This window comes from Salinibacterium sp. NYA9b (genome assembly GCF_976973725.1).
Window position 1 is genome coordinate 1429582 of the sequence record NZ_OZ333476.1, and the last position, 15733, is coordinate 1445314.

17 protein-coding genes are annotated in these 15733 nt (G+C 59.3%); 7 read left to right on the forward strand and 10 right to left on the reverse strand.

Annotation, left to right across the window (positions count from 1 at the left end; translation table 11 throughout):
- The first annotated feature begins 17 nt into the window (after window positions 1–17).
- The 6 genes from ACWFSR_RS06810 (at window position 18) to ACWFSR_RS06835 (ending at window position 5335) form a co-directional block, all read left to right on the forward strand.
- Window positions 18–1436 carry a M20/M25/M40 family metallo-hydrolase gene (locus ACWFSR_RS06810; RefSeq protein ID WP_447523402.1) on the forward strand — a complete coding sequence of 473 codons (1419 nt, stop codon included), beginning with the start codon at window positions 18–20 and terminating at the stop codon, window positions 1434–1436.
- 9 nt (window positions 1437–1445) lie between these two features.
- Entirely contained in the window at window positions 1446–1802 is a 357-nt protein-coding gene (locus ACWFSR_RS06815) for a HesB/IscA family protein (RefSeq protein ID WP_197124671.1), read from the forward strand.
- A 137-nt stretch (window positions 1803–1939) separates the two neighbouring features.
- Window positions 1940–2797 (forward strand): aa3-type cytochrome oxidase subunit II, encoded by an 858-nt coding sequence (ctaC, locus tag ACWFSR_RS06820; protein WP_447523403.1) that lies wholly within the window; start codon window positions 1940–1942, stop codon window positions 2795–2797.
- 5 nt (window positions 2798–2802) lie between these two features.
- Entirely contained in the window at window positions 2803–4482 is a 1680-nt protein-coding gene (ctaD, locus tag ACWFSR_RS06825) for an aa3-type cytochrome oxidase subunit I (RefSeq protein ID WP_197105541.1), read from the forward strand.
- Between the two features lie 3 nt (window positions 4483–4485).
- Window positions 4486–4908 carry a cytochrome c oxidase subunit 4 gene (locus ACWFSR_RS06830; protein WP_197105542.1) on the forward strand — a complete coding sequence of 141 codons (423 nt, stop codon included), beginning with the start codon at window positions 4486–4488 and terminating at the stop codon, window positions 4906–4908.
- Complete coding sequence (locus ACWFSR_RS06835; RefSeq protein ID WP_231603832.1) at window positions 4877–5335, forward strand: GNAT family N-acetyltransferase; 459 nt, start codon at window positions 4877–4879, stop codon at window positions 5333–5335. The genes ACWFSR_RS06830 and ACWFSR_RS06835 overlap by 32 nt, the downstream gene beginning before the upstream one ends.
- A 644-nt stretch (window positions 5336–5979) precedes the next feature.
- Here ACWFSR_RS06835 and ACWFSR_RS06840 read toward each other — a convergent pair.
- Genes ACWFSR_RS06840 through ctaE form a run of 5 tightly spaced genes read right to left on the reverse strand, consistent with a single transcriptional unit; the run spans window position 5980 to window position 10391 of the window.
- Window positions 5980–6210, reverse strand: coding sequence for a hypothetical protein (locus tag ACWFSR_RS06840; protein ID WP_197105544.1), 231 nt, complete (start codon window positions 6208–6210; stop codon window positions 5980–5982).
- Window positions 6197–7813 carry a cytochrome bc1 complex cytochrome b subunit gene (qcrB, locus tag ACWFSR_RS06845; protein ID WP_197105545.1) on the reverse strand — a complete coding sequence of 539 codons (1617 nt, stop codon included), beginning with the start codon at window positions 7811–7813 and terminating at the stop codon, window positions 6197–6199. The genes ACWFSR_RS06840 and qcrB overlap by 14 nt, the downstream gene beginning before the upstream one ends.
- Window positions 7810–8886 (reverse strand): cytochrome bc1 complex Rieske iron-sulfur subunit, encoded by a 1077-nt coding sequence (gene qcrA / locus ACWFSR_RS06850; protein ID WP_197105546.1) that lies wholly within the window; start codon window positions 8884–8886, stop codon window positions 7810–7812. Before qcrA ends, qcrB begins: the two co-directional genes overlap by 4 nt.
- Window positions 8887–8925: 39 nt before the next feature.
- Entirely contained in the window at window positions 8926–9738 is an 813-nt protein-coding gene (qcrC, locus tag ACWFSR_RS06855; protein ID WP_447523404.1) for a cytochrome bc1 complex diheme cytochrome c subunit, read from the reverse strand.
- Between the two features lie 17 nt (window positions 9739–9755).
- Window positions 9756–10391 carry an aa3-type cytochrome oxidase subunit III gene (ctaE, locus tag ACWFSR_RS06860; protein WP_197105548.1) on the reverse strand — a complete coding sequence of 212 codons (636 nt, stop codon included), beginning with the start codon at window positions 10389–10391 and terminating at the stop codon, window positions 9756–9758.
- A gap of 78 nt (window positions 10392–10469) precedes the next feature.
- Between ctaE and trpD the strand changes: the two genes are divergently transcribed.
- Window positions 10470–11525: an anthranilate phosphoribosyltransferase gene (trpD, locus tag ACWFSR_RS06865; protein WP_197105549.1), complete on the forward strand. Its 1056-nt coding sequence runs from the start codon at window positions 10470–10472 to the stop codon at window positions 11523–11525.
- A gap of 6 nt (window positions 11526–11531) precedes the next feature.
- On the opposite strand, the gene glpK is transcribed toward trpD, so the two are convergent.
- From glpK to ACWFSR_RS06890, 5 genes are all read right to left on the reverse strand, one after another.
- On the reverse strand, window positions 11532–13040 hold the full coding sequence (glpK, locus tag ACWFSR_RS06870) for a glycerol kinase GlpK (RefSeq protein WP_447523405.1): 1509 nt from the start codon (window positions 13038–13040) through the stop codon (window positions 11532–11534).
- A 23-nt stretch (window positions 13041–13063) separates the two neighbouring features.
- Entirely contained in the window at window positions 13064–13435 is a 372-nt protein-coding gene (locus tag ACWFSR_RS06875; RefSeq protein ID WP_197109993.1) for a YchJ family protein, read from the reverse strand.
- 124 nt (window positions 13436–13559) lie between these two features.
- Window positions 13560–14006, reverse strand: coding sequence for a pyridoxamine 5'-phosphate oxidase family protein (locus ACWFSR_RS06880; RefSeq protein WP_197105552.1), 447 nt, complete (start codon window positions 14004–14006; stop codon window positions 13560–13562).
- On the reverse strand, window positions 13996–15069 hold the full coding sequence (locus ACWFSR_RS06885; RefSeq protein WP_197105553.1) for a 2,3-butanediol dehydrogenase: 1074 nt from the start codon (window positions 15067–15069) through the stop codon (window positions 13996–13998). Before ACWFSR_RS06885 ends, ACWFSR_RS06880 begins: the two co-directional genes overlap by 11 nt.
- Window positions 15070–15127: 58 nt before the next feature.
- Complete coding sequence (locus ACWFSR_RS06890) at window positions 15128–15712, reverse strand: DoxX family protein (protein ID WP_197109991.1); 585 nt, start codon at window positions 15710–15712, stop codon at window positions 15128–15130.
- Window positions 15713–15733 lie beyond the last annotated feature (21 nt).

The window sequence follows — 15733 nt, forward strand, 5'->3', positions numbered from 1 at the left end:
AATCTAAGATTACTCGTATGACTCACACGCCGCAGCCGACGTCAGCGTCGACGACTCCCGATCCTTTGCTCGTTGCTCTAACTGAGGCTGTCGATGGCGCTTTACCGGCCACGATTGCGGAGTTGTCAACGTTGGTTCGCATCCCTTCAGTGTCATGGGATGGCTTCGATGCAGATCAGGTCGCTCGCAGTGCTGAAGCTGCGCGAGCGTTGATCGACGGCATTGGAATTTTCGACACCGTTGAGCTGGCTCAGGCGCCGATCGATGGCGACACGCTCGGGCATCCGGCTGTGCTTGCCACGCGCAAGGCGAAGAACGGAAAGCCCACCATTCTCTTGTATGCGCACCACGATGTGCAGCCTCCCGGTCAGGATGCCGATTGGGATTCGCCTCCCTTCGAGCCGACAGTGCGCGGTGATCGTCTCTACGGTCGCGGCGCGGCTGATGACAAGGCGGGGATCATGGCGCATGTTGCGGCGATCCGCGCTTTCGTCGACACCGTTGGGCCCGACTTTGATCTCGGCCTTGTTGCTTTCTTCGAGGGCGAAGAGGAGTTCGGTTCGCGGTCGTTTGCTAACTTCATCGTCGAGAACCGCGACAAGCTCGCGGCTGATGTGATCGTGGTTGCTGACTCCGACAATTGGGATGTGAACACGCCGTCGCTCACGGTCGGCCTCCGTGGCAACGTGACCTTCAAGCTTAAGGTGTCCACGTTGGCGCACGCCTCTCACTCGGGAATGTTCGGGGGAGCGGTTCCGGATGCGATGCTTGCGACCATCAAACTGCTGGCGACCCTTCACGACAAGAACGGTGCTGTCGCTGTTCAGGGGTTGACGAGTCGTGAATCCGAGACTCCGGAGTTCAGTGAAGAAAAACTTCGTCACGAGGCAGGGTTGCTCGAGGGCGTCACCTCAGTGGGTTCGGGAAGTGTGCTGAGTCGATTGTGGGACAAGCCGGCAATCACTGTTACCGGGATCGATGCGCCTAGCGTCCAGAACGCGTCAAACACGTTGGCGCCCACTGTCACAGTCAAGGTGAGTGCACGAATTGCCCCTGGACAGGATGCGGATGACGCGTTCGAAGCGCTTCGCAGCCACCTCGAATCCCACGCGCCCTTCGGTGCGCATCTCGAAATTTCCGACGTCGACACGGGTAGCCCTTTCCTCGTCGATACGAGCGGGTGGGCTGTAGACGTCGTAAAGTCAGCCATGCGCGAGGCGTGGGGAAACGAACCGCTTGAGACTGGGATTGGCGGCTCTATTCCGTTCATTTCGGATCTTGTTGAAGTTTTCCCTGATGCCCAGATTCTTGTGACTGGAGTCGAAGATCCCGAGTCGCGGGCGCACAGCCCCAACGAGTCGCTTCACCTTGGCGTTTTCAAGCGGGCTATCCTCACGGAGGCGCTGCTGCTCGCAAAGTTGGAACGTCGGGCGTAGAATTACGTCATGACTGATTCCGCTGTTGAAACTGACACCCACGGTGTTGCACTGACTGAGGCTGCCTCGAACAAGGTTCGTAGCCTCATGTCGCAAGAGGGGCGCGATGACTTGCGTCTTCGGCTTGCCGTTCAGCCGGGCGGATGCTCGGGACTCATCTATCAGCTCTACTTCGACGAGCGCTTCCTCGACGGCGACGTGAGTCGTGACTTCGGTGAGGGTGTCGAGGTGGTCGTCGACAAAATGAGTGTTCCGTACCTCGAAGGTGCGAGCATCGATTTTGAAGACACCATCGAGAAGCAGGGGTTCACTATTGACAACCCCAACGCCGAGGGCAGTTGTGCCTGTGGCGACAGTTTCCACTAATTTCATAGCAATTTTTTGAGAAGGTGCGCCGATTCGGTGCACCTTTTCGCTTGTGCGGGGCGAGCCGGTAATCACTACCCCCTCTCGCTGCATATACACTGGAAAGGTATTAGTCCGTGTTCTTCGAGAGGTCACAGGTGCGCTCTAACCGCCGAATTCGATTGGCAGCGATTCCACTCGCTCTGGTTACGATGTTGGTCCTGACCGGCTGTACTCAGGACCAGTTGCAGGGATATTTGCCAGGAAGTCCAGACACCACCAACCACACGAGTAGCGTGATTGGCCTCTGGGTCACATCGTGGATCGTTCTGCTGGTCGTTGGTGTCATCACCTGGGGCCTCATCATCTGGGCAGCGGTTGTGTACCGCCGTCGTCGCGGACAGACCGGTCTTCCGGTCCAGCTCCGTTACAACATGCCGATTGAGATCTTCTACACGGTTGTACCGCTCATCTTGGTTCTGGGCTTCTTCGCCTTCACCGCGCGTGACCAGGCGGCTATTGAAGCTGTTGAAGTTAACCCGGATGTTCAGATTGAGGTCATTGGAAAGCGCTGGGCGTGGGACTTCAACTACATTGACGAAAACGTCTACAGCCCCGGTGTTCAAGCAGACTTCAACCCGGATGGCACCATCAACGTTGACTCGTTGCCCCAACTGGTTCTCCCTGTCGACAAGAAGGTCGAGATCAAGGTTGAGGCGCGCGACGTCGCTCACTCGTTCTGGGTCGTGGACTTCTTGTACAAGAAGGACATGCTGCCAGGCAAGACCAACTACATGTACTTCATCCCCACCAAGGAAGGCACCTATCAGGGCAAGTGCGCTGAGCTGTGTGGTGAATACCACTCGCTCATGCTCTTCACTGTGAAGGTCGTCTCCGAGGCTGAGTACGAGGACTACATTGACGCCCAGCGTGCTGCTGGCTTCGAGGGTCAACTCGGTCTCGATTACAACGTCAACCAGAACTTGCCCGGCAACGGCAGCAGCGACGAGGAATAGGGCTCATGAGCGTCGAACGTAAGGGCAACGTCTTGGTGAACTGGATCACCTCGACCGACCACAAAACAATCGGGTACATGTACCTGATCACTTCTTTCTTCTACTTCCTTCTCGGCGGTGTGATGGCGCTTGTCATCCGCGCCCAGCTCTTTGAGCCGGGACTGTCGATCGTGGCAACGGGTGAGCAGTACAACCAGTTGTTCACCATGCACGGCACGATCATGTTGCTGATGTTTGCTACCCCGTTGTTTGCTGGGTTCGCGAACGTACTCATGCCGCTTCAGATCGGTGCTCCCGACGTTGCCTTCCCGCGACTGAACGCATTCGCCTACTGGCTCTACAGCTTCGGTTCGCTGATTGCTGTCGCTGGATTCCTCACCCCGCAGGGCGCGGCATCATTCGGCTGGTTCGCCTACGCACCGCTTTCCAGCACCACGTTCTCCCCGGGAATCGGTGGAAACCTCTGGGTATTCGGTCTCGCGATGAGCGGTTTCGGTACCATCTTGGGTGGCGTGAACTTCATCACTACGATCATCACGATGCGCGCTCCTGGCATGACGATGTTCCGCATGCCGATCTTCACCTGGAACACCCTCGTGACGTCGCTGCTGATCCTGATGGCGTTCCCCGTTTTGGCCGCGGCCATGTTTGGTCTCGGTGCTGACCGGGTGTTCGACGCTCATATCTATGACCCCGCCAATGGTGGAGTTCTGTTGTGGCAGCATCTCTTCTGGTTCTTCGGCCACCCCGAGGTGTACATCATTGCGCTTCCGTTCTTCGGAATCGTCTCTGAAGTATTCCCGGTCTTCAGCCGCAAGCCGATCTTCGGATACACCACTCTGGTCTACGCAACAATCTCGATTGCTGCGCTGTCCGTAACGGTGTGGGCTCACCACATGTACGTCACGGGCTCTGTGTTGCTCCCGTTCTTCTCTCTGATGACAATGCTTATCGCAGTGCCTACAGGGGTGAAGATCTTCAACTGGGTTGGCACAATGTGGCGGGGCTCCATCACGTTCGAAACGCCAATGCTCTGGGCTATTGGCTTCCTCGTGACCTTCACTTTCGGTGGACTCACCGGTGTTATCCTCGCTAGCCCGCCGCTCGACTTCCACGTCTCTGACACGTACTTCGTTGTGGCTCACTTCCACTACGTCGTATTTGGAACCGTCGTGTTCGCCATGTTCAGCGGTTTCTACTTCTGGTGGCCCAAGTGGACCGGCAAGATGCTCAACGAGCGTCTCGGCAAGATTCACTTCTGGTTGCTTTTCATCGGCTTCCACATGACGTTCCTCATCCAGCACTGGGCCGGTGTAGTCGCGCTTCCGCGTCGTTACCGCACCTACCTTGCTGAAGATGGTGTTACGTGGATGAACCAGGTGTCAACCATCGGTGCGTTCATCCTCGCAGTGTCGATGATCCCGTTCCTCTTCAACGTGTACATGACCACGCGCAAGGCGCCTAAGGTCACTGTCAACGACCCATGGGGCTACGGACGCTCGCTCGAGTGGGCCACAAGCTGCCCGCCTCCGCGACACAACTTCACGTCGATCCCACGAATTCGTTCAGAATCTCCGGCATTCGACCTCAACCACCCCGAAGCGGGTATCCCTGTTGGCATCGGTCCAGGCAAGGATGCGCCTGACGCACCGGTCTACGACCTCGCAGACGAGAAGGTGAAGTAACCGATGAATGCAAACGTCAAGCTCTACTGGATTCTGACCGTCTTCTTCCTTCTCCTCTCAGGGCTGTACACGGTGTGGTCGCTACTGGACGCAAGTCACCAGCGCATCGAGTGGGTGGGCACCATTGCTCTCCTGCTGAGCGGGCTCCTGTTCCTTCTCATCGGTTTCTACCTGAGCAAGGTGCACGCAGCTCAGGGCGGCGAACTCGCTGAGGATCGCCTCGACGCCAATATCGAAGATGGCGACGCCGAGCAAGGGCACTACAGCCCGTGGAGCTGGTGGCCGATCGTTCTCGCCGGCGCTGCTTCGCTCGTGTTCCTGGGCGTTGCCATTGGAGCCTGGATTGCATTCATCGGCGGAGGTATCCTCGTCGTTAGCCTCGTAGGGTGGACGTATGAGTACTACCGCGGATACTTCGCCCGCTAAGTCGGTGCAGATTCGCCCTGCCACCGCCAACGACGCTGCCTCAGTGTTCGAGTTGCTCAAGCAACTCGGAACTGAGTACGCACCGGACCGGTCGGCATTTGACTCCGCATTTGTACATGCTGTCGATGACCGGGCGACAACGCTCCTCCTCGTTGCCGAGAAATCGGAAAGTGCCGTCGTCGGCTACGCTTTCGCGACGATTGCGCACCTGCTGCACACCAACGGCAGCTCCGCTCAACTACAGGAGCTCGTTGTTGATAGCACTGTTCAGAGCACCGGAATCGGTACGCGACTAGTGGAAGCTGTCGAGGCTGTATGTCTCGAGCGTGGCGTGCGCCAGCTCACGGTGCCCAGCCGCGGCTCTGCAGACTTCTTTGAGCGCATCGGCTACATGTCGACGGCGGACTTTCTCAAGCGCGTCTTTTAGTAACTCCACGGGACTCTAGCGTCCCCAACTGCGTCCGCGCCGTCTTTTGCTTCCGTGGAAGTCTGTGCCCGGATCACTGTTGGGTGTTGGGTGTCGGGTGCTGGGGCTCAGGATGCTCACGGGGCGACGCGACTTTGGAATCGGCGTCGCGGCCGGCCACACATGCCACGTCAATAGGCCACTAGGGGCTGCAGAGGGTTGCTTCCGAGCTGCGCAGAGGCCCGTGGCGCCGTGCCGTCTCCCCGGTCGGGCCGTGCCGGGCCATGCCATGCGAGGCCAGGCCATGCGAGGCCATGCGAGGCCATGCCATGCCATGCCATGCGATGCTGCCTGCTGTGTCGAACCGTGTCGGGTTGCGCCAGGCCGTGCAGTAGTGCGAGGCCGTGCCAGGCCGTGCCGTGCCAGGCCGTGCCCAGTTCCCTGTGTGCCGCACTCTGCGTCTGCGCGTATGGGAGCGATGCGGCACGCGTGCGGTGACGACAGGGGAAATCCAGCCCCGGCTACCGAGGTGTCCGATCGGCGCCAGAGCGTTTCTGGCGTCGCGGACTAATCGCGTCGCGGATTGACCGCATAGACAATCAGATCAGGTCTCCGAAGCTGTTCCGCGGGCTAGTTAGCAACCGCACGGGTGGAGCAGCAGTCCCTCACTCCGGCAGTCCGGCGGCCTGGCTGAGCAGCGTTGAGCCGCCGTCGCCGGCCATGGCGTGAGCGAGTCGGCGCACGGTGACGTGTGCGGTGGAGCGGACTCCTGCCGGCCCGCGGTGGGGGAGCAACCGGCGCGGCATCCGAGTGCCTAAACGAGTGTGGGCCCCGCCGAAATGAATTCGGCGAGGCCCACAGCAGTCGTAGCGGGGAGCAGCTTTAGTGGTGCTCATCCTTGGACTGTTCGATTTCCTTCTGCGAGACCGGCGCGATGCGGTCTTCGAAGAACCAGCGAGACACTGACGCTCGGAACTTCTGTCCGACGGTGATGCGGCCTTGAGCATCCGGACGCACCATGAGCGGCTTGTAGTCGTCGTAGCTGACGAGCTTCCACAGTTCGTAGTCGTCGAGCTGCTCGTGCACCTCAATGTATTCACCGTGCGGCAGGCGCACAATACGACCCGACTCGTAACCGTGAAGAGCGATCTCGCGGTCCTTCTTCTGGAGCCCGATGCACACACGCTTCGTGAGGAAGTACGCAATGATCGGCCCGAAGATAAGGAGAGCCTGGCAGGAGTGGATAACGCCTTCGATAGATAACTTGAAGTGAGTTGCTATGAGGTCAGAGCTCGCGGCGGCCCAGAGGACTGCGTAGAACGTGACGCCGGCTGCACCGATAGCGGTACGGGTCGGAGCGTTACGGGGACGGTCAGCGATGTGGTGCTCACGCTTGTCGCCCGTAACCCACGCCTCGATGAAGGGGTAGAAGGCCACGATGGCAATGAAGAGTCCCAGAATCACCAGCGGCGCGATGATGTTGAACGACCACGTGAAGCCGAACCACTCGGTTTCCCACCCCGGCGGAACGAGTCGGAGAGCGCCGTCGGCGAATCCGATGTACCAGTCAGGTTGGGTACCTGCCGAAACAGGGGAGGGGTCGTAGGGGCCGTAGACCCACACGGGGTTGATCGAGAACGTGGATGCGATCAGCGTGATGACACCGAAGATGATGAAGAAGAATCCACCAGCCTTCGCAGCGAAGCCAGGCATGACGGGCGAACCGACGACGTTGTCGTTGGTGCGACCGGGGCCAGCGAACTGGGTGTGCTTGTTGATCACGAGCAGCAGCATGTGAATACCGATTGCAGCGATGATGATCGCCGGCAGCAGCATGATGTGCAGGATGTACAAGCGACTGACGATGTCGACGCCGGGGAACTCTCCACCAAACAGCAGGTAAGAGATCCACGTGCCGATGACCGGGATTCCCTTGACCATTCCGTCGATGATGCGCAGACCGTTACCGGAAAGCAGGTCGTCGGGGAGCGAGTAGCCGGTGAAGCCCTCTGCCATGGCGAGTACGAAGAGTACGAAGCCGATGAACCAGTTGATCTCACGCGGCTTGCGGAACGCGCCGGTGAAGTACACGCGGAGCATGTGCAGACCGATCGAGGCCACGAACAGCAGCGCTGCCCAGTGGTGGATCTGGCGCATCAAGAGTCCGCCGCGGATGTCGAAGGAGATGTCTAGTGTCGACGCCATGGCGGCTGACATTTCGATTCCCTTGAGCGGTGCGTAAGAACCCTCGTAGTGGACTTCAACCATCGACGCTTCGAAGAAGAACGTCAGGAACGTTCCCGAAAGAAGAATCACGATGAAGCTGTAGAGAGCAACCTCTCCGAGCATGAACGACCAGTGGTCGGGGAAGATCTTGCGACCTACCTCTTTGACGAGCCCAGAAATGCTGGTGCGCTCGTCAATGTAGTTGGCTGCAGCTCCCGTGAAACGCTGTCCGCGTGTCTTGGGCTGTGCGTCCTGGGTGGGGGTGGTTGTCATAGCTTGCGCTCCCAGAAGCTTGGTCCGATGGGCTCAGTGAAGTCGCTCTTAGCGATGAGGTAGCCCTCTGAGTCGACCGTGATCGGCAATTGCGGAAGTGGACGCTTCGCTGGGCCGAAGATCACGGCTGCTTCGCGCTTGATGTCGAACTGTGATTGGTGGCACGGGCACAGCAAGTGATGCGTCTGCTGTTCGTAGAGAGCCACCGGGCATCCAACGTGGGTGCAAATTTTGGAGTAGGCGACGATGCCGTCGTAGTTCCAGTCTTCGCGACCCTCCGAGACCTCGAGGTCTTCAGGCTTGAGGCGAACGAGGAGAACGGAGGCTTTCGCCTTCTCCTCGATGCGGTGCTCAGAGTCGTTGAGGCCTTCAGGGATCACTTGGAAGGCTGAACCAATGGTGAGGTCCGATGCCTTGATGGGGGTTCCGCTGGGGTCACGCGTCAAGCGCATGCCCTCTTCCCAGAAGGTGTGCTTGAGAAGAGCTACCGGGTCGTCAGCCGGAGCTAGGTCACGGAACAGCACGATCGCGGGAAGCGGGGTGACAACGAGGGCACCGATGAGGGAGCGACGCAACAGGGTGCGACGGCCGAATCCGGAGTCTTTGTTGCCGAGAGTGAACACCTCGACGGCTTTGGCGCGAGTTTCTTCGCTGCCTCGCGTGCCGTGGCGCTGCTCAACAAGGTCGTGACCCTGCATAAGAGCCTTGGACCAGTGAACGGCACCGATGCCGATACCGAGCAGCCCCAGTGTTATGCCGAGACCCAGGAACAGGGTGTTGTTACGCACCGACTGCATATTTCCTGGCTCAATTGGGAACACGAAGTAAGCGACAACGGCAAGCACACTTCCCACAATGGAAAGGAGGAACAGCGTCGAAACGTGGCGTTCCTGTTGCTTGTCGACCTTGGGGTCGAGATCCGTTACGCGGGGGCGATGCGGGGGAAACCCAGGGTTGGGCACCTCGTCGGTTGCGACGACGGCGGTACCTGCGCTGTGCGCAGGAGCCCCGTGCTGCTCGACGTCCTTACCCGCAGCGGTGCTGCCGGCGGTATCGCCGTGGTCGTCTGCCATTCTTATCCCTTCAACCGTCCGCTGTACAGCGGTCGCTAACTAGTTTGATTTAGCCGTGAGCCAGACCGTGATTGCCACGATCGCGCCAAGGCCGAAGATCCAGATGAACAGTCCCTCAGACACGGGGCCAAGTGATCCAAGCGTGAATCCACCAACAGAGGGCGTCTCATCGAGGTACTTGAGGTACGTGATGATGTCGGCCTTTTCTTCAGGCGTGAGGTTGGTGTCATTGAACACGGGCATGTTCTGCGGGCCGGTGAGCATTGCCTCGTAGGCGTGCTTTGGGGTTACATCAGCGAGCGCGGGAGCAAACTTGCCCTCGGTGAGCGCTCCACCAGCACCGGCAACGTTGTGGCACATTGCGCAGTTGATGCGGAATAGTTCGGCACCATTGGAAACGTCGTAGCCATCACCTGTGAGGTACATGTCGGCGGGAATTGCGGGGCCGGGGCCCTGCGAAGCGACGTAAACGGAGAGAGCCTGGATCTGCTCCTCAGTGAACTGCACGGGCTTTACTTCACCCTGCGGTCCGGAGAACGCGAGGGGCATGCGACCCGTTCCCACTTGGAAGTCAGTCGCCGCGGCGCCTACACCGATGAGAGTGGGGCCTTGAGTCGTGCCCTCGAGATCTAGACCGTGACACGTTGCACAGTTTGCAGCGAAGAGCTTTCCGCCTTCTTCGACAAGAGCTTCGGCGGATGCGCTGGTCTCTGCCGTTGCACTCGAGGTGAACAGCGCGTACGCGCCGCCCGTTCCCAGAAGACCGACGAGCAGGAGGGCTACAGTCGCAAGAGGATGGCGTCGACCGACAGGTTGTGACCTGCGTGACGCGCGAGCTGCCTTGGTGGCCATTACGTCTATTCCGTTTCTTATTTGAGCACGTAGATGATGAGGAAGAGGCCAATCCACACTACGTCGACAAAGTGCCAGTAGTAGGAAACAACGATTGCGCTCGTTGCCTCTTTGTGTCCGAAGCTCTTGACAGCGAATCCGCGGCCGAGAACCAGCAAGAAGGCGATGAGGCCACCGGCGACGTGGAGTCCGTGGAATCCGGTGGTGATGTAGAAGGCCGAGCCGTAGGAGTCGCTCGAAAGGCTCACGTGTTCAGAAACCAGCGTTGCGTACTCGAAAACCTGACCGGTTACGAAGACAGCACCCATGGAGTAGGTAAGGAAGAACCATTCCGTCATGCCCCACTTGCGCATGTCGAAGAGCTTGCCTGTGCGACGCACTTGCATGCGCTCAGCGGCGAAGACGCCGAACTGGCACGTGACCGACGAGAGCACGAGGATGATCGTGATCGTGGTCGCAAATGGCACATTGAGCTTGGCGGTCTGCTCCGCCCACAATTCGGGGGACGTCGACTTCAGAGTGAAGTAGATGGCGAAAAGGCCGGCGAAGAACATCACCTCGCTACCAAGCCAAACGATGGTACCGACCGCAACAGTGTTCGGTCGCTGGACAGACTGGGCTCCAAGAGAGCGGTTGAGGGCAGCTGTGGTCACGTATCTATTATGGCTGATAACTCGGCGTTAGTTTTTCAATCCCCGGCCTGTCGGTTCAGGATCGGTAGGATTTCACTCATGTCTTCATCCCCAACTTGGCCAGAAATCCTTACGACGCTTGTTTCCCGCACCGATTTGTCGATTAGTCAGGCTGAGTGGGCGATGAAATCCGTGATGAACGGAGAAGCAACATCCGCTCAATTAGCAGCGATGTTGATCGCCCTACGCATCAAGGGCGAGACCGTTGACGAGATTGTTGGTTTTCGCGATGCTGCGTTGGCCAGCGCCGTGCCGTTGCCCGTGGATCCCATGGCGTTGGACATCGTCGGTACCGGTGGCGACCCCTACGGCGCCGTGCTGAACATCTCATCCGTTGCCTCGATCATCGCGGCAGCGGGGGACGTGCCAGTGATTAAGCACGGCAATCGTGCCGCGAGCAGCAAGAGCGGAGCATCCGATGTTCTGAGCGCGCTGGGGCTCAAGCTGGATCTCACGCCCGAGCGAGTAGCCGAAGTGCTAGCCGAGGTGGGCATCACGTTCGTTTACGCTGCGCTGTTCCACCCCGGTTTTGCACATGCCGGCCCGACACGGCGCGAGCTAGGAATCCCGACGCTGTTCAACATTCTTGGTCCGCTCTGCAACCCCGCCCGCCCGCAAGCCTCGGCGGTCGGTGTCGGCAGCCGCGAACGTGTCAGTCTCCTCGTCGGAGTGTTCCAGACTCGCGGAGCGACGGCGCTGGTTTACCGCGGTGACGATGGAATCGACAAACTGACCACCACGGGGCACAGCCACGTCTGGGAAGTGTCGCGCGGTTTCGTTACCGAACACGATCTTGACCCGCTGGAGTTGGGTATCCCGCGGGCGCCGATCGAGGCGCTACTGGGCAAGGATCCCGAGTACAACGCCCAGGTCATCCGCTCGATACTCGCTGGCGAAAAGTCGCCGGCGCGTGACGTTGTGTTGCTGAACGCCGCGGCAGGCTTCGCCTCGTTCGAGCTGGCGAAGGATCCCGAGCAGAGTCAGCGTCCGCTGCTGGCACGCTTGAAAGAACAACTTGAGCGCGCCGAGCACGTCGTGGATTCAGGGCTTGCCGCGAGCAAGCTCGACGAGTGGGTCGCTGCCACCAACCGCTAGAACCGCCTAGTCGGTGTCTTCGTTGACCCAATCCAGAGTTTTCGTGATGGCCTTCTTCCAATTGCGGATGAGGCGCTCACGTTCGGCATCGTCCATCGTCGGTTCCCACCGCTCGCCCTCGCTCCAGCGATCGCGCAGCTCATCGAGGCCACTCCAATAGTCGACCGCAAGGCCCGCAGCGTAGGCAGCGCCCAATGCTGTCGTCTCTGCGACCTCAGGTCGGATGACCGGCATGTTGAGGATGTCCGCTTGAAATTGCATGAGCGCGGAATTGGCGACCATGCCACCATCTACCCGCAACTCTGTCATCGCAACATCGGCATCCGCATTGGCGGCTTCGATGACGTCGCTGGTCTGGAACGCAGTGGCTTCGAGCGCGGCGCGAGCTATGTGGCCCTTGTTGGCGAAACGAGTGAGTCCGAGAATCGCTCCCCGGGCATCCGGACGCCAATGAGGCGCAAAGAGGCCAGAGAAGGCTGGCACAAAGTAGACGCCACCATTGTCGTCGACTGAGGCGGCGAGGGTCTCAACCTCTTCAGACCGAGAAATGATGCCGAGATTGTCACGCAGCCACTGAATGAGTGAACCCGTCACGGCAATCGAGCCTTCGATGGCGTAGCGGGGTGCATCATCGCCGAGCTGATAGGCGAGCGTCGTGATGAGGCCGTTTTCGGAATGCACGATGTCAGTGCCCGTGTTGGTCAGCAGAAAGTTGCCTGTGCCGTAAGTGTTTTTCGATTCGCCGGCGTCGAACGCAGCCTGCCCGAAGGTCGCGGCCTGCTGGTCGCCCAAAATGCCAGCAACGGGCACCTCGCGCAGCAAACTCGACGTGGAAACGGTGCCGTAGACCTCGGAAGAACTGCGGATGTCGGGCATGAGCGACGCAGGAATGCCCAGCTCGGAAAGGATGTCGTCGCTCCACGTGCGGGTTTCGAGATCCATGAGCAGCGTGCGGCTCGCATTAGTGACGTCGGTGGCGTGAACTCCGCCGTCAGGCCCACCGGTGAGATTCCACAACAGCCAGGTGTCGGGGGTTCCGAAGGCAAGCTCGCCCGCCTCGGCACGCTCACGAACTCCGTCGACGTTCTCAAGCATCCACACAATTTTGGATGCTGAAAAATAGGTGGCGAGGGGCAGCCCGGTGATCTTTTTGAACTTGTTGGTGTCGCCGTCCGCAATGCGATCGATGATCGCCTGGGTGCGGGTGTCTTGCCAGACGATGGCGTTGTAGACGGGCTTGCCGGTCGCGCGGTCCCAGATGATGGCCGTTTCGCGCTGATTAGTGATGCCGACAGCGGCAATGCTGTGGCGCGTGACGTTCGCTTTGGAGAGTGCCTGACCAATTACTTCTCGAGTGTTGTTCCAAATTTGGGCGGCATCGTGCTCGACCCAACCCGCTTTCGGGAAAATCTGGTCATGCTCAAGCTGGCCAGAGGTGACCGGCTTGCCATCGTGATCGAAGATGATCGCACGGGTGCTGGTGGTGCCCTGATCGATCGAGAGTATGTAGTTCACCGGTTCTCCTTGGTTCTCACTCATTAGACGGCATCAACGTAAAGCCAGGCGCCATTTTCGCGCAGAAATCTGCTGTTCTCGTGTTGCTGGTCGGCTCCGCCATCGAAGCGATAGTGGGCCCGAAACTCGACAGTACCCGCCGTGTCGAACATGCTGCCGCCCGTGCGCGCGACGATATCGAGACGGTACCAGCGCACATCCGGATCAAGCTCCAGCGTTGTCGGGCGGGTAGACGAATGCCAGGTCTTCAGGAGGTAATCGGTTTCGCCACGCACGTAGGCGCTATAGCGCGAACGCATCAGCCGTTCAGCGGTGGGGGCCAGTGCCTCACCGCGATGGAAGCGGCCGCAACAATCGTCGTAGGTTTCGGACGATTGGCACGGGCATGCGTTCATCCCCCCAGCGTAACTAGTTGCCGTGCAGTGCGCTTCTCTCGCGGCGGCTCAACCGGGTTTCGCCGGGACGCAACAATGGTCGGTCGCTCAGAGAAGCGGCCGACCATCGTTGTAGTGCTGAGCGTTAGCTGTGTCCTATCGGAAGGCGGCGTTCGAAGAGACGGCCGCGGATAGATTCTGGTTCGATCAGGATGTAGACAAATGACTCGATGGGAACCCAATCGGGGAGGGTCTTCAGCGCCTGAGCAGTCACCTGAGATGCATCGTCAAGAACCGTTGCCAGCCCTCTGACTACGACGCTCCACACGTCGTCAGGAGTCTTCACATCGACTTCAAAAGCCACATGCATGTTCTCGGTGAGCTCGTGAAGTTTTGAGCCTGACGCAGTGCGAAACAGGATCGTCTTCTTGTCGCAGTAGTAGTTGACCGGGAAGATATCCGGCCGCCCATCATTGCTCAGAGCGAGATGACCGAAGCTCTTGCTGGCAAGCAGATCCAGACTTGCCTGATCGGACAACTCGACGACCGGTCCCTGTGGAGACCAGCCGGCCTCCGTCATGTCATGAGACATTGCTGACCTCCGGACGAACAATGATCTTCACGGCGGTCTCCTTGTGATCGATAAGGGTCATGAAGCCCTCGTCGATGAGCTTGTCGAGATGAATCCGACCGGTGATGAACGGTTCAAGATTGACCTTGCCATCCTGAACGAGCTTGATGGTTGCGGGGTGATCATGCGCGTAGGCAATCGTGCCGCGCAGGTCGATCTCTTTGAGTACGAGCTTTTGCATATCGAGTTGCGCCGGGTGACCCCAGATGGAGACGTTCACAATTACGCCAGTCGGCTTCACCGCATCAAAAAGCTGGTCGAGTACGGCGTTGATGCTCGAGCACTCGAATGCGACGTCGGCGCCGACTCCGTTGGTCAATTCCATGACTCTGGCTACGGCATCCTCAACACTGGGATCGATCACGTGATCGGCGACCCCCGTCGAGAGCGCCATTTCGCGGCGCGCTGTGCCTGGCTCAGACATGATGACGGTGATTCCTTCGGCGGAGAGCACGGCGGCGAGCAGAAGACCGATAGGGCCACCGCCACCGATGAACGCGACATCTCCGGCTTTAGCGCCACTGCGCACGAACGCGTGATGGCCGACAGCAAGGGGTTCGATGAGCGCGGCCTGATCGAGGGGGATGTCACCGATCGGGTGAACCCAGCGACGTTCGACGACGATCTTTTCACTCAAGCCACCGCCCCCACCAGCCAGCCCGATGAAGCCCATTTTGGTGCAGAGGTTGTAGTTGCCGGCGCGACAGGGGGCGCACTCGCCGCACACAAAGTACGGCTCCACGACAACGTTCTCTCCGACCGTGAGGTCGGTGACCCCTTCGCCAAGAGCAGTTATTGTTCCCGAGAATTCGTGACCCATAGTCACGGGAACTTCTTCGTGAGTCAGTGGGTGCGGATGCCCCGCTGCTGGGATGAAGATCGGGCCTTCGAGATATTCGTGAAGGTCTGTGCCGCAGATGCCGCACCACGCGACATCAATAGCGACTGCGCCGGGCCGAAGCTCTGGTTCCGGAATGTCATCGATGCGGATGTCTTTGCGTCCGTGGAAACGTGCTGCCTTCATGATTTTCTTCTTTCTCCTGAGCGATTAAGGGTTGGTTGTCAGTTGCAAGGTCGAATTGCTAAACGAGCCACGGCATTTTCTGCACAATGCTGAGGCGCTTCCACGCCCGGCCAACGCCCCAGGTATCCCCGGCTGACAGAACAGCGATGGTGATGAGTGCGAGGGCGTAGATGATGTGGTAATCCACCAGCGGGTTAGTGGAGCCGGCGTTCGCGGCGAACGGCCACTCCGCCAGATACATCAGGAGCATCATGATGGTTCCGGCGACGGCACTGATGCGTAGGCCTATGCCCAGCATCACTGCGACACCGATTCCGATCATCCCGAGCATAAAAAGAATGTCGGAGGCGGGGCTCGCGATTGCGGCAAACGCCGGTTTTAGAGGGCCGACAACCGCGTCACCGGTCAAGAAACCCTGACTCGGGCCGCCCCCATTGATCCATGCTCGTTCGGCCGGGGTAGAAAAACCGAGCCCGAAGGTCTTATCGAGGAACGCCCACAGGAAGAGGAATCCTGTGGCAAGGCGCAACGCTGCCAGAACGCGACGACCGGTGACGGAGATTACGAGATCGCTCTCGAGTGCCACCGCCTTCGGCGTCTCGTGGAGCGATTTAGTGGGGGCGGTGGCTGGGCGTGTAGTCATCGTCGTGCTCCTTCAGGGATG

What these genes read in the sequence shown, in the direction of transcription:
- qcrA (WP_197105546.1), bottom strand. Translation starts at nt 8,886, where the DNA reads ATGGCAGACGACCACGGCGATACCGCCGGCAGCACCGCTGCGGGTAAG.
- ACWFSR_RS06885 (WP_197105553.1), bottom strand. Translation starts at nt 15,069, where the DNA reads ATGAAGGCAGCACGTTTCCACGGACGCAAAGACATCCGCATCGATGAC.
- qcrB (WP_197105545.1), bottom strand. Translation starts at nt 7,813, where the DNA reads ATGACAACCACCCCCACCCAGGACGCACAGCCCAAGACACGCGGACAG.
- ctaD (WP_197105541.1), top strand. Translation starts at nt 2,803, where the DNA reads ATGAGCGTCGAACGTAAGGGCAACGTCTTGGTGAACTGGATCACCTCG.
- ACWFSR_RS06840 (WP_197105544.1), bottom strand. Translation starts at nt 6,210, where the DNA reads ATGAGCACCACTAAAGCTGCTCCCCGCTACGACTGCTGTGGGCCTCGC.
- ACWFSR_RS06890 (WP_197109991.1), bottom strand. Translation starts at nt 15,712, where the DNA reads ATGACTACACGCCCAGCCACCGCCCCCACTAAATCGCTCCACGAGACG.
- ACWFSR_RS06875 (WP_197109993.1), bottom strand. Translation starts at nt 13,435, where the DNA reads ATGAACGCATGCCCGTGCCAATCGTCCGAAACCTACGACGATTGTTGC.
- ACWFSR_RS06880 (WP_197105552.1), bottom strand. Translation starts at nt 14,006, where the DNA reads ATGTCTCATGACATGACGGAGGCCGGCTGGTCTCCACAGGGACCGGTC.
- ACWFSR_RS06810 (WP_447523402.1), top strand. Translation starts at nt 18, where the DNA reads ATGACTCACACGCCGCAGCCGACGTCAGCGTCGACGACTCCCGATCCT.
- trpD (WP_197105549.1), top strand. Translation starts at nt 10,470, where the DNA reads ATGTCTTCATCCCCAACTTGGCCAGAAATCCTTACGACGCTTGTTTCC.
- ACWFSR_RS06835 (WP_231603832.1), top strand. Translation starts at nt 4,877, where the DNA reads ATGAGTACTACCGCGGATACTTCGCCCGCTAAGTCGGTGCAGATTCGC.
- ACWFSR_RS06815 (WP_197124671.1), top strand. Translation starts at nt 1,446, where the DNA reads ATGACTGATTCCGCTGTTGAAACTGACACCCACGGTGTTGCACTGACT.
- ACWFSR_RS06830 (WP_197105542.1), top strand. Translation starts at nt 4,486, where the DNA reads ATGAATGCAAACGTCAAGCTCTACTGGATTCTGACCGTCTTCTTCCTT.
- qcrC (WP_447523404.1), bottom strand. Translation starts at nt 9,738, where the DNA reads ATGGCCACCAAGGCAGCTCGCGCGTCACGCAGGTCACAACCTGTCGGT.